The 15350-nt window shown below is 70.5% G+C and carries 18 protein-coding genes; 12 read left to right on the top strand and 6 right to left on the bottom strand.

Annotation, left to right across the window (positions count from 1 at the left end; genetic code table 11):
- Positions 1 to 71: 71 nt before the first annotated feature.
- Together HJG52_RS08045 and glpX are read right to left on the bottom strand one after the other, a co-directional pair.
- Positions 72 to 989 (bottom strand): PfkB family carbohydrate kinase, encoded by a 918-nt coding sequence (locus HJG52_RS08045; protein WP_171243160.1) that lies wholly within the window; start codon positions 987 to 989, stop codon positions 72 to 74.
- 5 nt (positions 990 to 994) lie between these two features.
- Complete coding sequence (gene glpX, locus HJG52_RS08040) at positions 995 to 2041, bottom strand: class II fructose-bisphosphatase (RefSeq protein ID WP_171242917.1); 1047 nt, start codon at positions 2039 to 2041, stop codon at positions 995 to 997.
- 97 nt (positions 2042 to 2138) lie between these two features.
- Between glpX and HJG52_RS08035 the strand changes: the two genes are divergently transcribed.
- Positions 2139 to 2699, top strand: coding sequence for a DUF4245 domain-containing protein (locus HJG52_RS08035; RefSeq protein ID WP_346767626.1), 561 nt, complete (start codon positions 2139 to 2141; stop codon positions 2697 to 2699).
- 112 nt (positions 2700 to 2811) lie between these two features.
- On the opposite strand, the gene HJG52_RS08030 is transcribed toward HJG52_RS08035, so the two are convergent.
- Together HJG52_RS08030 and xseA are read right to left on the bottom strand one after the other, a co-directional pair.
- Entirely contained in the window at positions 2812 to 3069 is a 258-nt protein-coding gene (locus HJG52_RS08030) for an exodeoxyribonuclease VII small subunit (protein ID WP_171242915.1), read from the bottom strand.
- 10 nt (positions 3070 to 3079) lie between these two features.
- Positions 3080 to 4330, bottom strand: a complete 1251-nt coding sequence (gene xseA, locus HJG52_RS08025; protein WP_346767625.1) for an exodeoxyribonuclease VII large subunit — start codon at positions 4328 to 4330, stop codon at positions 3080 to 3082.
- Positions 4331 to 4438: 108 nt separating this feature from the next.
- Here xseA and HJG52_RS08020 point away from each other — a divergent pair, with 108 nt between their 5' ends.
- On the top strand, positions 4439 to 5476 hold the full coding sequence (locus HJG52_RS08020) for a 4-hydroxy-3-methylbut-2-enyl diphosphate reductase (protein ID WP_171242914.1): 1038 nt from the start codon (positions 4439 to 4441) through the stop codon (positions 5474 to 5476).
- A 29-nt stretch (positions 5477 to 5505) separates the two neighbouring features.
- Here HJG52_RS08020 and HJG52_RS08015 read toward each other — a convergent pair whose 3' ends face one another.
- Complete coding sequence (locus HJG52_RS08015; RefSeq protein ID WP_171242913.1) at positions 5506 to 6087, bottom strand: hypothetical protein; 582 nt, start codon at positions 6085 to 6087, stop codon at positions 5506 to 5508.
- Positions 6088 to 6155: 68 nt separating this feature from the next.
- On the opposite strand from HJG52_RS08015, the gene HJG52_RS08010 reads away from it, so the two are divergent.
- Together HJG52_RS08010 and HJG52_RS08005 are read left to right on the top strand one after the other, a co-directional pair.
- A complete protein-coding gene (locus tag HJG52_RS08010) occupies positions 6156 to 6755 on the top strand; it encodes a TetR/AcrR family transcriptional regulator (protein ID WP_171242912.1) in 600 nt (199 codons plus the stop codon).
- A 3-nt stretch (positions 6756 to 6758) separates the two neighbouring features.
- Positions 6759 to 8042 carry a cytochrome P450 gene (locus HJG52_RS08005; RefSeq protein ID WP_171242911.1) on the top strand — a complete coding sequence of 428 codons (1284 nt, stop codon included), beginning with the start codon at positions 6759 to 6761 and terminating at the stop codon, positions 8040 to 8042.
- Here the strand turns inward: HJG52_RS08005 and HJG52_RS08000 are convergent.
- Positions 7982 to 9175: a DNA recombination protein RmuC gene (locus tag HJG52_RS08000; RefSeq protein WP_171242910.1), complete on the bottom strand. Its 1194-nt coding sequence runs from the start codon at positions 9173 to 9175 to the stop codon at positions 7982 to 7984. The genes HJG52_RS08005 and HJG52_RS08000 overlap by 61 nt on opposite strands.
- A 132-nt stretch (positions 9176 to 9307) precedes the next feature.
- On the opposite strand from HJG52_RS08000, the gene HJG52_RS07995 reads away from it, so the two are divergent.
- The 8 genes from HJG52_RS07995 (at position 9308) to HJG52_RS07960 (ending at position 15324) form a co-directional block, all read left to right on the top strand.
- Complete coding sequence (locus tag HJG52_RS07995; RefSeq protein ID WP_206069984.1) at positions 9308 to 9928, top strand: hypothetical protein; 621 nt, start codon at positions 9308 to 9310, stop codon at positions 9926 to 9928.
- Entirely contained in the window at positions 9921 to 10874 is a 954-nt protein-coding gene (locus tag HJG52_RS07990; protein ID WP_346767624.1) for an NUDIX hydrolase, read from the top strand. The genes HJG52_RS07995 and HJG52_RS07990 overlap by 8 nt, the downstream gene beginning before the upstream one ends.
- 48 nt (positions 10875 to 10922) lie before the next feature.
- A complete protein-coding gene (locus HJG52_RS07985; protein ID WP_171242909.1) occupies positions 10923 to 11789 on the top strand; it encodes an acyl-CoA thioesterase domain-containing protein in 867 nt (288 codons plus the stop codon).
- 86 nt (positions 11790 to 11875) lie between these two features.
- Positions 11876 to 12961: a redox-regulated ATPase YchF gene (ychF, locus tag HJG52_RS07980; RefSeq protein WP_171242908.1), complete on the top strand. Its 1086-nt coding sequence runs from the start codon at positions 11876 to 11878 to the stop codon at positions 12959 to 12961.
- An 86-nt stretch (positions 12962 to 13047) separates the two neighbouring features.
- A complete protein-coding gene (locus tag HJG52_RS07975) occupies positions 13048 to 13350 on the top strand; it encodes a HigA family addiction module antitoxin (protein ID WP_171242907.1) in 303 nt (100 codons plus the stop codon).
- 3 nt (positions 13351 to 13353) lie between these two features.
- Positions 13354 to 13908, top strand: coding sequence for a GNAT family N-acetyltransferase (locus HJG52_RS07970; protein WP_171242906.1), 555 nt, complete (start codon positions 13354 to 13356; stop codon positions 13906 to 13908).
- A gap of 853 nt (positions 13909 to 14761) precedes the next feature.
- Positions 14762 to 14959, top strand: a complete 198-nt coding sequence (locus HJG52_RS07965) for a type II toxin-antitoxin system VapB family antitoxin (RefSeq protein WP_171242905.1) — start codon at positions 14762 to 14764, stop codon at positions 14957 to 14959.
- Positions 14956 to 15324 (top strand): PIN domain-containing protein, encoded by a 369-nt coding sequence (locus HJG52_RS07960; protein ID WP_171242904.1) that lies wholly within the window; start codon positions 14956 to 14958, stop codon positions 15322 to 15324. Before HJG52_RS07965 ends, HJG52_RS07960 begins: the two co-directional genes overlap by 4 nt.
- Positions 15325 to 15350: the final 26 nt, after the last annotated feature.

The raw sequence follows: 15350 nt of genomic DNA, 5'->3' as shown, positions 1-15350 counted from the left end.
TGCTGGCGCTGCGGTCGTGCGGTGCTGCGGGTCCGTGGGATGGGTCAGGGCGAGGTATGCCGCGTGGCTGGCTAGAGCTCGTCCAGGCTGGGTGCGTAGGCGCCGGCCTTGCCGACGGTGACGGCGCTGGTGGCGAGGCCGCGCTCGACCGCGGGGCGCACGTCGTCAAGGGTGGCCGTGGCGAGCCGGTCGCGGGCGCCCGCGTCGCCGAGCAGTCCGGCGGCCACGAGGCCCGACACGAGGCCGGCCATGAAGGAGTCGCCGGCACCGACCGTGTCGACGACGTGCTCGGCGAGCGTCGGAACGGTGGTGACCTCGTCGCTCGAGGCGACGCGGAACATGACACCGGCAGCGCCCCGGGTCACGACCGCGAGACCCGGGCCGGCGGACACCCACCGGCCCAGCACCTCCTCGGTCGCGAGGTCGGGGTAGAGCAGCTGCAGGTCGTCGTCACTGGCCTTGACCACGTCGCTGCGCCCGATGAGGTCTTCGACCTTGGGGCGGACGGCCGCGAGTTCTCCCATGATGCCGGGGCGGATGTTGGGGTCGTAGGACACGGTGCCCTGCGTGCGGACCTCGTCGATGGCCGCGAGGACGCTGGCGGCGCCGGGGTCGAGCACCGCCCCGATCGACCCGGTGTGGATGTGGCCGGTCCCGGCGGGGATGGTGACCTGCGGCAGGTCCCAGTGCAGGTCGAAGTCGTAGGTCGCGGCGCCGTGGGCGTCGAGGGTGGCCACCGCCGTGGTCGTCGGGTCGGCGCCGAAGCTCTCGGGCAGCACCGTCACGCCGTGCCGGGCGAGGTGGGCGGCGATGCGCTCGCCGCGGGGGTCGCGCCCGAGCCAGCAGGCGAAGTCGACCCGGTGGTCCAGCCGCGCCAGACCCATGGCGACGTTGGCGGGGCTGCCGCCCACGTGCTCGGCGCGGTCGCCGGTCTGGTCCTGGACGATGTCGACGAGGGCCTCACCGACCACGAGCAGCCGGTTGGTCATCGCGGTCACGCCCCCTGCGCGGGGACGGCCTGGTCGAGCTGCACCGAGGAGTAGGCGCGCAGCTTGGCCAGCTGGTGGTGGCTCTCGATCATGCGGATGGTGCCCGACTTCGAGCGCATCACGAGGGAGTTCGTGACCACACCACCGGCGCGGTAGCGCACACCCTTGAGCAGCTCGCCGTCGGTGATGCCGGTGGCGACGAAGAAGCAGTTCTCGCTGCGCACGAGGTCATCGGTCGACAGCACGCGGTCGAGGTCGTGACCGGCGTCGATGGCCCGCTGGCGCTCGTCGTCGTCGCGCGGCGTCAGGCGACCCTGGATGACACCGCCAAGGCACTTGATGGCGCAGGCGGTGATGATGCCCTCGGGGGTGCCGCCCACCCCGAGCAGCAGGTCGATACCGGTGTCGTCGCGGGCGGCCATGATCGCGCCCGCCACGTCGCCGTCGGAGATGAACCGGATGCGGGCACCGGCCGCACGCACCTCCTCGGCGAGCTGCTGGTGGCGGGGACGGTCGAGCATGACGACGGTGACGTCCTCGACGGTCTCGTTCTTGGCCCGGGCCACCCGCTTGATGTTCTCGGCGACCGGCAGCCGGATGTCGACGGCGTCCGCCGCCTCCGGCCCGGTGACCAGCTTGTCCATGTAGAATACCGCGCTGGGGTCGTACATCGAGCCGCGGTCGGCCACGGCCAGCACCGACACGGCATTCGACTGGCCCTTGGCCGTCAGGGTGGTGCCGTCGATCGGGTCGACGGCGACGTCGCACTCGGGGCCGCTGCCGTCGCCCACCTCCTCGCCGTTGAACAGCATGGGAGCGTCGTCCTTCTCGCCCTCACCGATGACCACGACACCCTTCATCGCGACGGTGGAGATGAGCGCTCGCATGGCCTCCACGGCTGCGCCGTCGGCGCCGTTCTTGTCGCCGCGACCGACCCAGCGGCCACCGGAGATCGCGGCGGCCTCGGTGACCCGCACCAGCTCGAGGGCGAGGTTGCGGTCGGGGGCTTCGCCGCCCACCTGCAGCGACGAGGGGAGGAGCTGCTCGGACATGCATCGATCCTTCACGCGGCGGCGGGTGAGTGCGGTGCGAGCCTATCGGGGGAGGGCTGGTTGGCGTGGGTCGGGGCTGGTCGGGGACGATGGTGCGGTGAGCACCCCCGCGCCCCGCAGTTCCTACGCATCCGGATCGGTGGCCAACCTCGTCCGGTCCTTGCTGGTCATCGTCGCCATCGTGGTCGTGCTCATCGCCATCGTGCCCCGCGTCAACACCGTCTCCCAGCCCCCCGTGGACGTCTCGGCCAAGGCCACCGAGGTGGCTGCCGAGACCGGGTGGCCGATCGAGGCCCCGCAGGGCCTTCCGGACGGGTGGAAGGCCACCAGCGTGAGGTACGTCCGCTCCACCGATGGGCTCATGACGTGGCACGCCGGCTACCAGTCACCCAAGGGCAACTACGTCGCGCTGGAGCAGACCAAGGACGCCACGCAGGAGTGGATCGCGGCCCAGACCAACCGCCCCAAGCGGGTGGGGGACGTGCAGGCGGCAGGCGTGACGTGGGAGACCTTCGAGCGCGGCGCCAAGGTGCAGAACAGCATGGTCCACCGGGCCGAATCGGCCGATCAGCTCACGTCGATCATCACGGGCACGGGCACCTTCGAGGAGCTGAAGGCCTTCGCCAACGCGCTCGAACCGGTGGCCAAGGCGTCCTAGGGGCTGAGCCGACGACCGGTATGCCGCGTCGCCGGGTCGCCCGGTGACCTCACCCGGCCGGGTGCGCGGGCGTTGCCATGGCGGCTGCCGCATGGCAGGCCCACCGGCGGGGCTAGTCGTCCTCGGTGCCTGCGGCGTCGTCGGCGGCCAGCGCCTGCTCGGCGCCGTCGAGCCACGTGGAGCAGTGGGCGGCGAGGGCCTCGCCGCGGCGCCAGAGCGTCATGCTTTCCTCGAGCCCGGCCTGGCCACTCTCGAGCTGGGCGACGATCGTGACGAGCTCGTCACGGGCCTGCTCGTAGGACAGCTCGGCGATGTCGGCGAACTCGTCCTCGGTCGCGGGGTCGCCTGCTTCCTGCTTCGCCTTGGCCATGACGACCACCCTAGGGGAGCCCCACGACACGGACCGCGAAGTCCCCGCGGGCGACCCGCACCCGCAGCAGCTCCTCCACGTCGAGGGCGTCCTGGTCGAGGACAATCGCTCCGTCGCGTTGCTGCACCACGGCATACCCTCGCTCGAGGGTGGACTGGGGCGAGAGGGCGCGCACCTGCGCACGCAGGTGACCCACCTGGTCGCTGGCGCGGTGGACGGCGGCCAGCAGCCGGTGCCGGGCGCGTTCGGTGAGTGCCTCCAGCTCGGCCCGCTGCGCCTCGATGAAGGCACCGGGGTCGGCCATCACCGGCCGCGACCGGAGGTGGTCGAGCTGGCGGCGCTCGTGTTCCACCCGGCGCACCACCAGCCACCGCGCGCGGGCTCGGGCGTCGGCGACGCCGCGGCGTTCGGCCTCGGCGTCGGGCACGACCCGCTTGCCGGCGTCGGTCGGGGTCGAGGCGCGCCAGTCGGCGACGAAGTCGAGCAAGGGCGTGTCCTGGTCGTGGCCGATGGCCGAGACCACCGGGGTGCGCGCCGCGGACACCGCGCGCACCAGCGTCTCGTTGCTGAAGGCGAGCAGGTCCTCGACCGAGCCGCCACCGCGGGCGATGACGATGACGTCGACCTCCGCCATGGCGTCGAGCTCGGCCAGCGCCGCGCTGACCTCCTGCACAGCGCCCTGGCCCTGCACCGCGACCTCGCGGATCTCGAACCGCACCGTCGGCCAGCGGCGTCGGGCGTTCTCCACGACGTCCTTCTCCGCGGCGCCGGCCCGGCCGGTGACGAGCCCGACGCGGCGCGGCAGGAACGGCAACGGCCGTTTGCGCTCGGCGGCGAAGATGCCCTCGGACGCCAGCAGCTGCTTGAGGTGCTCGATGCGGGCGAGTAGCTCCCCGACACCGACGGGCCGGATCTGGCGGGCGTCGAGCATGAGCGAGCCGCGCTGGGTCCAGAACGTCGGTTTGGCCTGGAGCACGACCCGGGCGCCCTGGGTGAGCGGGGTCGCCATCGCGTCGAGGGCATTGACCTGGATCGCGACCGACAGGGACATGTCGACGTCCGGGTCGCGCAGGGTCAGGTATGCCGTGCGCGCGCCGGGTCGGCGGTTGAGCTGGACCACCTGCCCCTCGACCCAGAGCACGGACATCTTCTCGACGTACTCGGCGATCTTCATGCTGAGCAGGCGCACGGGCCACGGCTGCTCCGCCGTGGTGTCGGCGGCCTTCTCGGGCAGGGCCGCCCGCCGCTGCTCCCCACTCACGCGCACACTCTATGAGGCAGCCCCGACCGCCAGCGCCGACCGACGCGGCAAGTGAGGTCGACAGCGGGCGGTGCGGCCGCGGCATACGGCGCAACTTAGGATGGGGACATGACTGACCAGTCGAACCCGCCCACCTCGCAGGACGCCAAGCGCGTGCTGCTCGCCGCGCCCCGCGGCTACTGCGCGGGCGTCGACCGGGCCGTCGTCACGGTCGAGAAGGCGCTCGAGCTGTACGGCCCGCCGGTCTACGTGCGGAAGCAGATCGTGCACAACAAGCACGTCGTGTCGACGCTGGAGAAGCGCGGCGCCATCTTCGTCGAGGAGACCGACGAGGTGCCCGAGGGCGCGACCGTCATCTTCTCCGCCCACGGCGTCGCGCCGGTCGTCCACGAGGAGGCCAAGGCCCTCTCGCTGCGCACCATCGACGCCACCTGCCCGCTGGTGACCAAGGTCCACCGCGAGGCCGTGAGGTTCGCGGACTCCGACTACGACATCCTGCTCATCGGCCACGAGGGCCACGAGGAGGTCGTCGGCACCAGTGGTGAGGCGCCCGAGCACATCACCCTGGTCGACGGCCCCGACGACGTCGCCAACGTCACCGTGCGCGACCCGGACAAGGTCGTCTGGTTGTCGCAGACCACCCTGTCGGTCGACGAGACGATGGAGACCGTGCGGCGTCTGCGCGAGCGGTTCCGGGCGCTGCAGGACCCGCCGAGCGACGACATCTGCTACGCCACCCAGAACCGCCAGCTCGCCGTGAAGCAGATGGCTCCCGAGTGCGACCTGATGATCGTCGTCGGCTCACGCAACTCCTCCAACTCGGTGCGTCTGGTCGAGGTCGCGCTCGAGCACGGGTCGCGGGACGGGCACCTTGTCGACTACGCCGACGAGATCGACGAGTCCTGGCTCGAGGGCGTCACCACGGTGGGCGTCACGTCGGGCGCCTCGGTGCCGGAGGTGCTGGTTCGCGACGTGCTCACCTACCTGGCCGAGCGCGGGTATGCCGACGTCGCACCGGTCGTGGCCGCGGAGGAAAGCCTGTTGTTCGCGCTGCCCAACGAGATCCGGCGTGACCTCAAGGCGCGGGGGATGAGCGACAAGATGCGCCACGACGCCGCTTTTGAAGAGGCCGGTTCGCTGCACTGACGTAACTCGGCCGCGGTCGACGTTGCCGGTCAGCCCTTGGCGTCGACCCGCTGGGGCTCGGGGCTGGGGACGTCGTCGGGCTTGGGCTTCTTCGGGCTGAAGGTGTAGCTCAGCGAGATCGCCCCGTCGATCGCGAGGACGAGGGTCCACAACCTGGCCGTGTTGAACAGGGCCTCGGTGCGCGAGACGTCTCCGATGAGCAGGATCGCGGCGCCGAGCAGGCTGCACCCGATCGCCCAGGCCAGCACGTGGCGCGCAAAGGCCTTGCGCTCGTATGCCGCGTGGGCCCGGCCGTACTTCGGCTTGGGCGTGGGGGCGGGGCCACCGGCGAACCGGTGCGCGAACCGGACGTCGGCCCAGCGGATCATGCTGTGCCCGAACGCGACGGACCCGCCGATGTAGATCGCGGCGAGCGCGTGGGCCATGGTCGCGGTGCCTCCGGCCCGGAGGTCGATCACGCTGGCGGTGAGCAGGATGAGGTCGACAAGGGGAGCAGCGGCGAGCAGGACCCCACCCAGCCGCTGGCGCCGGAGGACGTAGCGCGCGACCAGTCCAGCGACGATGAACACCCAGAAGAGCACCTCGCAGGCGACGATCACGGCGACGATCATGACTACCTCTCCTTTTTAGTACGACTGTGTTGCAAAATAAGATAACACAGGTGTGATAGAACGTGTCCATGCCCAAGGTGGTCGACCACGACGAGCGGCGTGAGCTGATTGCCGACGCGCTGTGGACGGTCGTGCGCCGCGACGGGTATGCCGCCGTATCCGTGCGCACGGTGGCGGCGGAGACCGGCATGTCGACGGGTGCGCTGCGGCACTACTTCGCATCGCAGGACGAGCTCGTGGCCTTCGCGATGGCCTCGCTCATGGAGCGCGCGCGGGCCAGGCTCACGGAGGTGGGCGCCCGGGCCACCGACTTCGAGGGGGTGCTCGCCCTGCTGGAGGAGGTGCTGCCTCTCGATGCCCAGCGGCAGGCCGAGTCCGAGGTCTGGCTGGCCTTCGTCGCGGCGTCCCGCACCGATCCGTCACTGCGTCCGTTGGCAGGCGAGGCGCATCGCGCCCTGCGCGGCTTGTGCGACAGCGTGGTCCGCGCGGTCAGTGGCAGGGGCGACGACACGCCCGACCTGACGGAGGAGACCGACGCGCTCCACGGATTGGTCGACGGGCTGGCTGTCCAGCGCACTCTCTATCCGAAGATGCTGCCGCGGCAGCGGATTCGCACCGTCCTGCGCCGATACCTCATCGAACTCGCAGGACGCACCGGTACGGTCTGACCCATGATCGGGTTGACCGGCGCGCGGAGCCGGGTCCGGGATCGGCTCGTCGCCAGGGCAACCGGCGGGGCACCGGTCGACCTCAGCACCCTCGACGCCGTGCCGCGTCGGCTGTTGCGGCCGTTGCGGCGCACCGGACTTGACCCGGTGGCGAAGTTCGGCCGACGCACCCCCGAGCCGGTCCACCGGCTGGCGCACATGTTCGGCATGAACATCTGGCTCGTGTCGGGGCATGCCGAGGCCAAGACGGTGCTGGCTGACCAGGCCAGCTTCAGCAACGACATCCGGCCCTACGTCGGTGCCGCCGGGGCCAGCGTCGGGGGACTGGGGTTCACCGACCCACCCGAGCACTCCCGGTTGCGTGGGCTGCTGACACCCGAGTTCACGATGCGCCGCATCAACCGACTCGCCCCGCGCATCGAGGCCATCGTCGACGACCAGCTCGGCCAGATGGCCGCGCGCGGTCCCGTCGTCGACCTCGTCGAGCTGTTCGCGTTCCCCATCCCGTTCCTCGTGATCTGCGAGCTGCTGGGGCTGCCGGTCGAGGACCGCGAGCGGTTCCGGTCGCTCAGCCATGCGCGGTTCGACGTGACGGCGGGTGGGTCGGGGGCTTTCGGTGCGATCTCGCAGAGCCAGCAGTTCCTGCTCGACGCCACCCGCAAGCAGCGGGTGGAGCCCGGCGACGGGCTGCTCGGCCGGATCATCGCGGCGGTCGGCGACGAGGTGTCCGACGAGGAGGTGGCCGGGCTCGCCGACGGTGTCTTCACCGGCGGCTACGAGACGACGGCGAGCATGCTGGCGCTGGGCTCGCTCGTGCTGCTGCGCGACCGAGAGCACTTCGACCTGGTGCGGGACGACGACACGGCGATCGACCGGGTCGTCGAGGAGATGCTGCGCTACCTCACGGTGGTGCAGATCGCCTTTCCCCGGTTCGCCAAGGTCGACCTCGAGCTGCACGGCCGACGCATCCGCAAGGGCGACGTCGTCATCGCCGCACTCAGCCGGGCGGACCGCGACGGCAAGATCGGGCCCGACCTCGACACCTTCGACCCGCACCGGCCGCCGTCGCCGCACGTCGCCTTCGGCCACGGCTTCCACCGCTGTGTCGGTGCCGAGCTGGCCCGGCTGGAGCTGCGGATCGCCTTTCCGCGTCTGGTTCGCCGGTTCCCCGACCTCACGCTCGCAACCGACCCGGGCAACCTGACCTTCCGCGACCAGTCGATCGTCTACGCCGTCGACTCGCTGCCGGTGCGCGTCGACGGCTCGTCGACGCGCAGGTCCAGCTGAGGCCGTTCGTCGTCGGCGGTCGCCGCCTCGATGAGCTCCATCGCGGTGAGGACCCGCGGCCCGGTCTCCACCGGGTGAAGGGTGGGCAGGTCGTCCTCGACGATCTCGAGCTCGTGCATCCGGCGGGCCGTCACGAGCACGCGTGACTCGAGTGCTCCGACGAGCTGGTTGTAGGTTTCGACGCTGCGCTGGAGCGACCCGCCCATCTTGGTGACGTGGCTGCCCATCGTGCCGAGTCGGTCGTAGAGCTCGCGCCCCACCGCCATCAGCTCGCGCGCCCCGGCCGTCAGGGCGTCCTGCTGCCAGGTGAAGGCGACCGTGCGCAACAGCGCCAGCAGCGACCCGGGACCCACCAGCACGACCCGGCGGGCCATCGCGGTCTCGTGCAGCGACGGGTCGGCCGCGAGGGCCGCGGAGAGCATCGCCTCGCTCGGCACGAAACAGACGACCATCTCCGGTGCGCTCTCGAACGCCGACCAGTAGTCCTTGGCCGCGAGTGCTCGCACGTGGCCGGACAGCTGCGCCGCGTGCTCACGCAGCAGGGCCGCGCGCTCGTCTGCGCCGAGGTCGTCGGCCTGCGCCTTGAGGAAGGCGGTCATCGGCGCCTTGGAGTCCACCACGAGGAACTTGTCGCCGGGCAGCCGCACGACCACGTCGGGCCGCACCTGTCGCTGGTGCCGGCTCACGCGGTGCACCTGCTCGTCGAAGTCGCACCGCGCCATCAACCCGGCGTGCTCGAGCACTCGCCGCAGCTGGACCTCACCCCACGCGCCACGGACCGTCGAGGCGTTGAGCGAACCTGCGAGGCTCTGCGTCTGCCGCCCGAGCGTCGCCGTCTGCTCGTGCACCTGGGCCATCGTCTGCTCGAGCGCGGCGTACTGGCGCGTGCGGTCGCGCTCGAGTACCCCGACCTGCTGCTCGACCCGTCCCAGGGCGTCGCGGAGCGGCCCCAGCACGGCCGCCGTCTGCGCGTCCTCGGACACGGCCGCCTCGAGGTCGACCACCCGCTCGCGCAGCAGGGCGGCCTCGGTGCGCGCGGAGGCGAGCTCGGCCGCACTGCGGGAGCCGGCGGCATACACCCCCACCACGACGCCCACGGCGAGCCCCACCACGAGGGCGATCACGAGTTCCATGGCCATGACCATGCCAGCGCCCACCGACACCGCCCGGCTGCCACGCGCTCGGGGATGCCAGGGGCGCAGCCAGTCACGCCCCGGCATCCCGCAAGGACAAGCCGATCGGAGCCGTGGACTAGCGTCGGGCACATGCCGGAGACCGCGCTCGACTACGACGCCCGCATCCGCCAGCAGCTCGACGCCGACGGTCGGCTCGCGCTGCCCGACGGCGGCATCCCCTTCTGGGAGATCTTCCCGTTCGAGGCCGAAGGCCTGCGGCTCAAGCCGATCGAGCCACTCATGGACGCCGAGCCGCCGCGGGGCGGCGAGGACCCCGCCACGTGCCGCTGCCAGGACCCCGACCACGTCGACGAGGGTGTCGTGTGGAGCAACGAGCGGTGGCGGCTGCACGTCGGCGAACCCTCCGGCGCCCCGCTCGTGCTGTTCCTCATCCCGAGGGCCCACCATGACATCGCCGACCTCCCGCCCGACCTCGCCGCCGAGCTGGGTCAGCTGATGGTCGCCATCACCGGCGCCGTCGAGGCGCTGCCGAGCGTGGCCCGCTGCCACATGTCGCGGTGGGGTGACGGCGGCGCGCACGCCCACTTCTTCTTCATCGCCCGGCCCGCCCTGCACGGCCAGTTCCGGGGCACGTGCATGGCGCTGTGGGACGACTTCCTGCCACCCGTGCCCGTCGAGGTACGTGACGCCAACGTGGACTTCGTCGTCGACGAGCTGGTCGCGCGCGTGGGCGGGCAGCCCGGTGGTTGAGCGCAGCGACTGGGTGATGTTGGGCGGCGGTGACCTGCTCGTCCGTAGCGTCGACGGCGACGACCAGGCGTGGGACGAGGACCTCGACGCCTTCGAGATCGTCTGGGAGGGCGAGCAGATCGGGCGCATCGAGCTGTTGCGCACCGCCGAGGGCGACGGTGACCTCGTGTGGACGGTCGTGCCGGAGTATGCCGCGGTGGGAGTCGCCGAGCGGGCGTTGCGGCTCGTGGTCGACTGGGCCGTGGGGGCGCCCTTGCCCGACGGCAGCGAGTCGCTGCGGTCGCCCGGTCTGGCAAGGGTCGAGGCCCGAGTGCCGGACAGCGACCGTGAAGCCGTCCGCTCCGCGATCCGTGCGGGGCTGCGCAAGGAGGGCATCGAGCGTGGTGCCCTTGTGCGTCCCGGACGGCGCGAGGACGTCGTCGTCCTGGCCCGGGTGGCGGACGACCCGGCGCCCGACTCACGTGAGGGCTTCATCGGGCTGCTCAACTCGACCCTGCCCACCAAGCGCGTCATTGCCCAAGGCGTCCTGCGCGACGAGTCGGGCCGGATCCTGTTGTGCGAGCTGACCTACAAGGCCGAGTGGGACCTGCCGGGTGGCGTCGTCGACCCGTCCGAGTCGCCGGCCGCGTGCGTCGTGCGCGAGGTGGCCGAGGAGCTCGGGCTCGGCGTCACGGTCCACGGCCTGCTCGCCGTCAACTGGCTGCCGCCGTGGCGTGGCTGGAGCGACGCGGTCGAGTTCATCTTCGACCTCGGGGTCGTCGACGCCGACGAGGTTGCGCGAGCAACGTTGCAGCGCAGGGAGATTCGCGCCACGCACTTTGTCGGCGACGGCCAGTGGGCCGGCCACGTCGCCCCCTACAACGAGCGCCTGCTCGACTTCCTGACCACCCATGCCGGCCCCACGGCATACCTCGAGGACTCCCGTCCCGTCGGCGAGGTGAGATGACGCACGTATGCCGCGCGCTCACCGCGGCGGTGCGGTAGGACTGGGCGGGTGAGCGACGTGGGCCAGGTGCAGCCGGTGAGCGAGTTCGACACGGAGACGGCGGTCCGCGCGCGTCCCGGCGACGACGGGGTCTTCGACGCCGATCTGGGGGAGGGCTGGCGGATCGGCGCCGGTGTCAACGGCGGTGTCACCCTGGCGCTCGCTGCGCGGGCGCTGCGCGAGCGGCTGGGCCCTCAGCAGCCGGATCCCCTTGCCATCAGCGGCTACTACCTCACGCCGACGGCACCCGGCCCCGCGATCGTGCGCACCCAGGTCGCGCGACGGGGTCGCGCCGTGTCCGTGGGCGAGGCGTCCCTCCAGCAGACCGGGCCGGATGGGCTCGAGGTCGAACGGATGCGGGTGCTCGCGACCTACGGCGACCTGGCCGGGATCGACGGTGACGCCAGGACGACCGCCTCGCCGCCCCAGCTCCCGCCGCCGGACCAGTGCATCTCGAGCAGCGACGCGCCGCCGGACTTCCTCAAGGCCGCCACCCTGCTCGACCGGCTCGACCTGCGCCTCGACCCGGCGACCACCGGGTGGGCAGTCGGCAAGCCGTCCGGCAACGGGGTCATCCGGGGCTGGCTGCGGTTCGCCGACGGCCGCGAACCCGACGTGCTGTCGCTGCTGCTCGCCGTCGACGCCCTGCCGCCGGTGGCGTTCGAGCTCGGGCTGCCCGGGTGGACGCCGACCCTCGAGTTGACGGTCCAGGTGCGCTCGCGGCCGGCGCCGGGGTGGCTGCGCGTGGCCTTGTCGAGCCGCACCATGTCCGGTGGCTACCTCGAGGAAGACGCCGAGGTGTGGGACTCCCGCGACCGCCTGGTCGCCATCTCGCGCCAACTGGCGCGGGCCGCCTCCGTGCGTCCGCCCGCGTAGGCGCGCCGGCCCGCGTGGATGACCACGCGGCATACCCACTGCTCGTGGTCGGGGCACCCGGGGCGCGCCGGTAGACTCCCGGCCTCGTGGCCCTCACTATCGGAATCGTCGGACTGCCCAACGTCGGCAAGTCGACGATGTTCAACGCCCTGACCAAGAACAACGTGCTCGCGGCGAACTACCCGTTCGCGACGATCGAGCCCAACGTCGGCGTCGTGCCGCTGCCGGACGCGAGGCTCGGCAAGCTCGCCGAGATCTTCGGCTCTGAGCGGCAGCTGCCGGCCACGGTGTCGTTCGTCGACATCGCGGGCATCGTGCGCGGGGCGTCCGAGGGGGAGGGGCTGGGCAACAAGTTCCTCGCCAACATCCGTGAGGCCGACGCGATCTGCCAGGTGGTGCGCGCGTTCGAGGACGGCGACGTCGTGCACGTCGACGGCAAGGTCAACCCGGCCTCCGACATCGAGACGATCCACACCGAGCTGATCCTCGCCGACCTGCAGACCCTCGAGAAGGCGGTGCCGCGGCTGGAGAAGGAGTCGCGGATCAAGAAGGACGTGCGGCCGGCTTACGAGAACGCGGTGGCGGCACAGAAGGTGCTCGAGGAGGGCAAGACCCTGTATGCCGCGGGGCCGGCTGCCGGTGTGGACATGGACGCGGCGCGCGGGCTGGGGCTGCTCACGACCAAGCCGTTCATCTACGTGTTCAACCTCGACGAGGACCAGCTGGCCGACGCCGACCTGCACGCGTCGCTGCGCGAGCTGGTGGCGCCGGCGGACGCGGTGTTCCTCAACGCCAAGCTCGAGATGGACCTTATGGACATGTCGGCCGAGGATGCGCAGGAGATGCTCGAGTCCTTTGGTGCCACCGAGTCCGGGCTCGACCAGCTGGCGCGGGTTGGCTTTCACACGCTGGGGCTGCAGACCTATCTCACGGCCGGGCCGAAGGAGTCGCGGGCCTGGACGATCGGGCAGGGCTGGACCGCGCCCCAAGCCGCTGGGGTGATCCACACGGACTTCCAGCGCGGGTTCATCAAGGCCGAGATCGTGTCGTTCGACGACCTCGTGGAGGCCGGTTCGATGGCGGCGGCGAAGGCGGCCGGCAAGGTGCGCATGGAGGGCAAGGACTACGTCATGCAGGACGGCGACGTGGTCGAGTTCCGGTTTAACGTGTAGCGTTATTGACGGGTCGCGTTATGTGCGGCTCGTGTGTCGGTTCTGTTTCAGATGGACGGACGCCGGACCGGTGGAGGTGGAGTTCGTTGACTACCACTGACAAGATCGAACCGATTCATCCCGGTGAGGTCCTCATGGAGGAGTTCGTCGAGGGCTTCGGGATCACGCAGAACAAGCTCGCCGTGTCGATCAGTGTGGCGCCGCGCCGGATCAACGAGATTGTGCACGGCAAGCGCGGGATCACGGCGGATACCGCATTGCGGCTCGCGAAGTATTTCGGGACGTCCGCGGAGTTCTGGATCAACCTGCAGAGCCATCACGAGCTTGACCGCGCGGAGGATCTGGCAGGGGAGCAGATCGCGGCGATCACCCCGCTGCAGGTTGCGTAGCGCGTGCCGGACATTGCGATCGATGTCATCGCGCACGCCGAGCTGACCGCGAGCGACTTCGCTAGGCTACGCCGGCTCTTCGACGCCGAGTACCTGGACGACTTCGGCGAGTGGGATCCCGACATGCCTTACGGGTATGCGCCGCATGCTGTTCATGTCATCGCGCAGAGCAACAGCGAAATTGTCGGTCATGTCGGCTGGTCGAGACGGAGGGTAGGTGTCGGCGACGGCGAGGTCGAGATAGCTGGTGTCGGGGGTGTGCTGATCTCGGATGCTGTGAGGCGTAAGCGCGTTGGGAGTCGGCTCATGGCCAGTGCTGCGCAGTCGATGAAGACGGCCCGCGGCATCGCTTTCGGTTATCTGGGCTGTCGCGAAGAAGTGGTCTCGTTCTACACCTCGTGCGGCTGGACTCGGATTTCTGCTGCCGAGCGTTCGATCGATAGGTCAGGCCGGCCGAGCGAAGACCCGCCCGGGCAGCCCTTGCTGATCCGCCCGGTCGAGGTTGAGGTCGCCGCGTGGCCAGTGGGTGCGGTCGACCTGCGCGGTCGCGCATGGTGAGCAATCACGAGAGATTGGCATTTACCGGAACTCGGTCGAGTTCCGCTTCAACGTGTAAAGGCGCAGGTCAGCGGCTGTTTAGGCCTCATCTGCCCTCACTGGGCCCTCACCAGAACCGAGGACTTCGGCGACGGGGCGCGCCATCCTTGCCTCCGTTAGACGGGCGTGGGCTGGTGCGTGGCGGCATACACAGCGAGCCAGATGCAATAGAGCAGGGCTGCTGCCAAGACAGCCAGTCCTGCGAGGACGAGTGGGTGGAGCTCCCAGATCCGTCGCGCCATAATCGAATGTCCCCCTCAACGATGGTGGGCCGACAATACTCCCGAATCCTCTTCCAGCCAAGGCTCTGCGAGAGGTGGCCGATGTCAAGCTCGGCGGCGTCGTTCGGCGCGATCGGAGTATGGAGCGCCTATGTCTTGCCAGCGAGGCACCTGCTCGGCGGTACCTGCACGGAATTCGGCTGGCAAGGTCGCAACCCACAGGTGGGCGGTGGGAACGTCTCGCCAGCTGCGTGTCTACGGTCGGACGAGCCCCATAGGGGTCGGTCGCCCAGGGCGTCCTGCCCTCATTGTGCCCTCACCAGCACCGCAACGAACCGAAATCGTCCACTGTGGACTTCAGGCCTTTCAGCGGTATCCGTGCAGGTCAGAGCCTAGGCACCCCAAGCGACGACAAGTCACGAAACATATCCTGGACGTTCCGCTTCTACGTCTGAGCCCGGCCGCGTTGGATGCGCCGGGCGGTGCAGGTCGCGTCGACTGGTCTCCGTTGTGGACAACGGGCCGTTCAACCCCTGTAGTGGCATCATGGGACGCATCAGTTGATGATGTCTGTGATTCACCGGGAGGCTGAGATGCGGACGACAGTGACCATCGACGATGCGCTCTGGGCGCAGGCCGCCGAGCTCAGCGGCGTGACCGAACGGTCCGCCCTGGTGCGCGAGGGGCTGGCGACCCTTGTCCGCGTCGAGAGTGCGCGGCGGCTGGCTGCCCTCGGGGGAACGGACCCCAAGGCCAAGGCGGCGCCGCGTCGACGCGGCAGCGCCGCGTGATCCTGGTCGACACCTCGGTCTGGATCGACCACCTCCACCGGAGCGATCCAGCGCTCACCGAGCTGCTCGATGGCGACGAGATCGGCGTTCACCCCGTGGTGGTCGAGGAGCTTGCCCTGGGCAACATTCGGCAGCGGCGCGAGTTCCTCACTCTTCTCGGCAACCTGCGGTCCTTCCCGGTGCTGCGCCACGACGAGCTTTTGGCCCTGGTCGACCGGCACCGGCTCTGGGGCGGGGGCCTGAGTGCGGCTGACGCGCACGTGATGGGGTCCGTGCTGCTGGCGCCCGGGGCTCGCCTGTGGACCCGCGACAAGCAGCTCGCCAACGCCTGCCGCTCCGTCGGTGTCGCCCTGTTCACGGGCTGACTGGCGCGCTGCCGGGCCCACCCGCC

The sequence above is a fragment of the Knoellia koreensis genome, assembly GCF_013041615.1.
Taxonomy (GTDB): Bacteria; Actinomycetota; Actinomycetes; order Actinomycetales; family Dermatophilaceae; genus Pedococcus; species Pedococcus koreensis.
This window is presented reverse-complemented; position numbering and strand designations above follow the sequence as displayed.

Excerpts from the sequence above, each read along its gene's own strand:
- HJG52_RS07995 (WP_206069984.1), top strand. The coding sequence starts at position 9,308 with ATGCCGGAGACCGCGCTCGACTACGACGCCCGCATCCGCCAGCAGCTC.
- HJG52_RS08030 (WP_171242915.1), bottom strand. The coding sequence starts at position 3,069 with ATGGCCAAGGCGAAGCAGGAAGCAGGCGACCCCGCGACCGAGGACGAG.
- HJG52_RS08010 (WP_171242912.1), top strand. The coding sequence starts at position 6,156 with ATGCCCAAGGTGGTCGACCACGACGAGCGGCGTGAGCTGATTGCCGAC.
- HJG52_RS08020 (WP_171242914.1), top strand. The coding sequence starts at position 4,439 with ATGACTGACCAGTCGAACCCGCCCACCTCGCAGGACGCCAAGCGCGTG.
- HJG52_RS08015 (WP_171242913.1), bottom strand. The coding sequence starts at position 6,087 with ATGATCGTCGCCGTGATCGTCGCCTGCGAGGTGCTCTTCTGGGTGTTC.
- glpX (WP_171242917.1), bottom strand. The coding sequence starts at position 2,041 with ATGTCCGAGCAGCTCCTCCCCTCGTCGCTGCAGGTGGGCGGCGAAGCC.
- HJG52_RS08000 (WP_171242910.1), bottom strand. The coding sequence starts at position 9,175 with ATGGAACTCGTGATCGCCCTCGTGGTGGGGCTCGCCGTGGGCGTCGTG.
- HJG52_RS07965 (WP_171242905.1), top strand. The coding sequence starts at position 14,762 with ATGCGGACGACAGTGACCATCGACGATGCGCTCTGGGCGCAGGCCGCC.
- HJG52_RS08045 (WP_171243160.1), bottom strand. The coding sequence starts at position 989 with ATGACCAACCGGCTGCTCGTGGTCGGTGAGGCCCTCGTCGACATCGTC.
- HJG52_RS08005 (WP_171242911.1), top strand. The coding sequence starts at position 6,759 with ATGATCGGGTTGACCGGCGCGCGGAGCCGGGTCCGGGATCGGCTCGTC.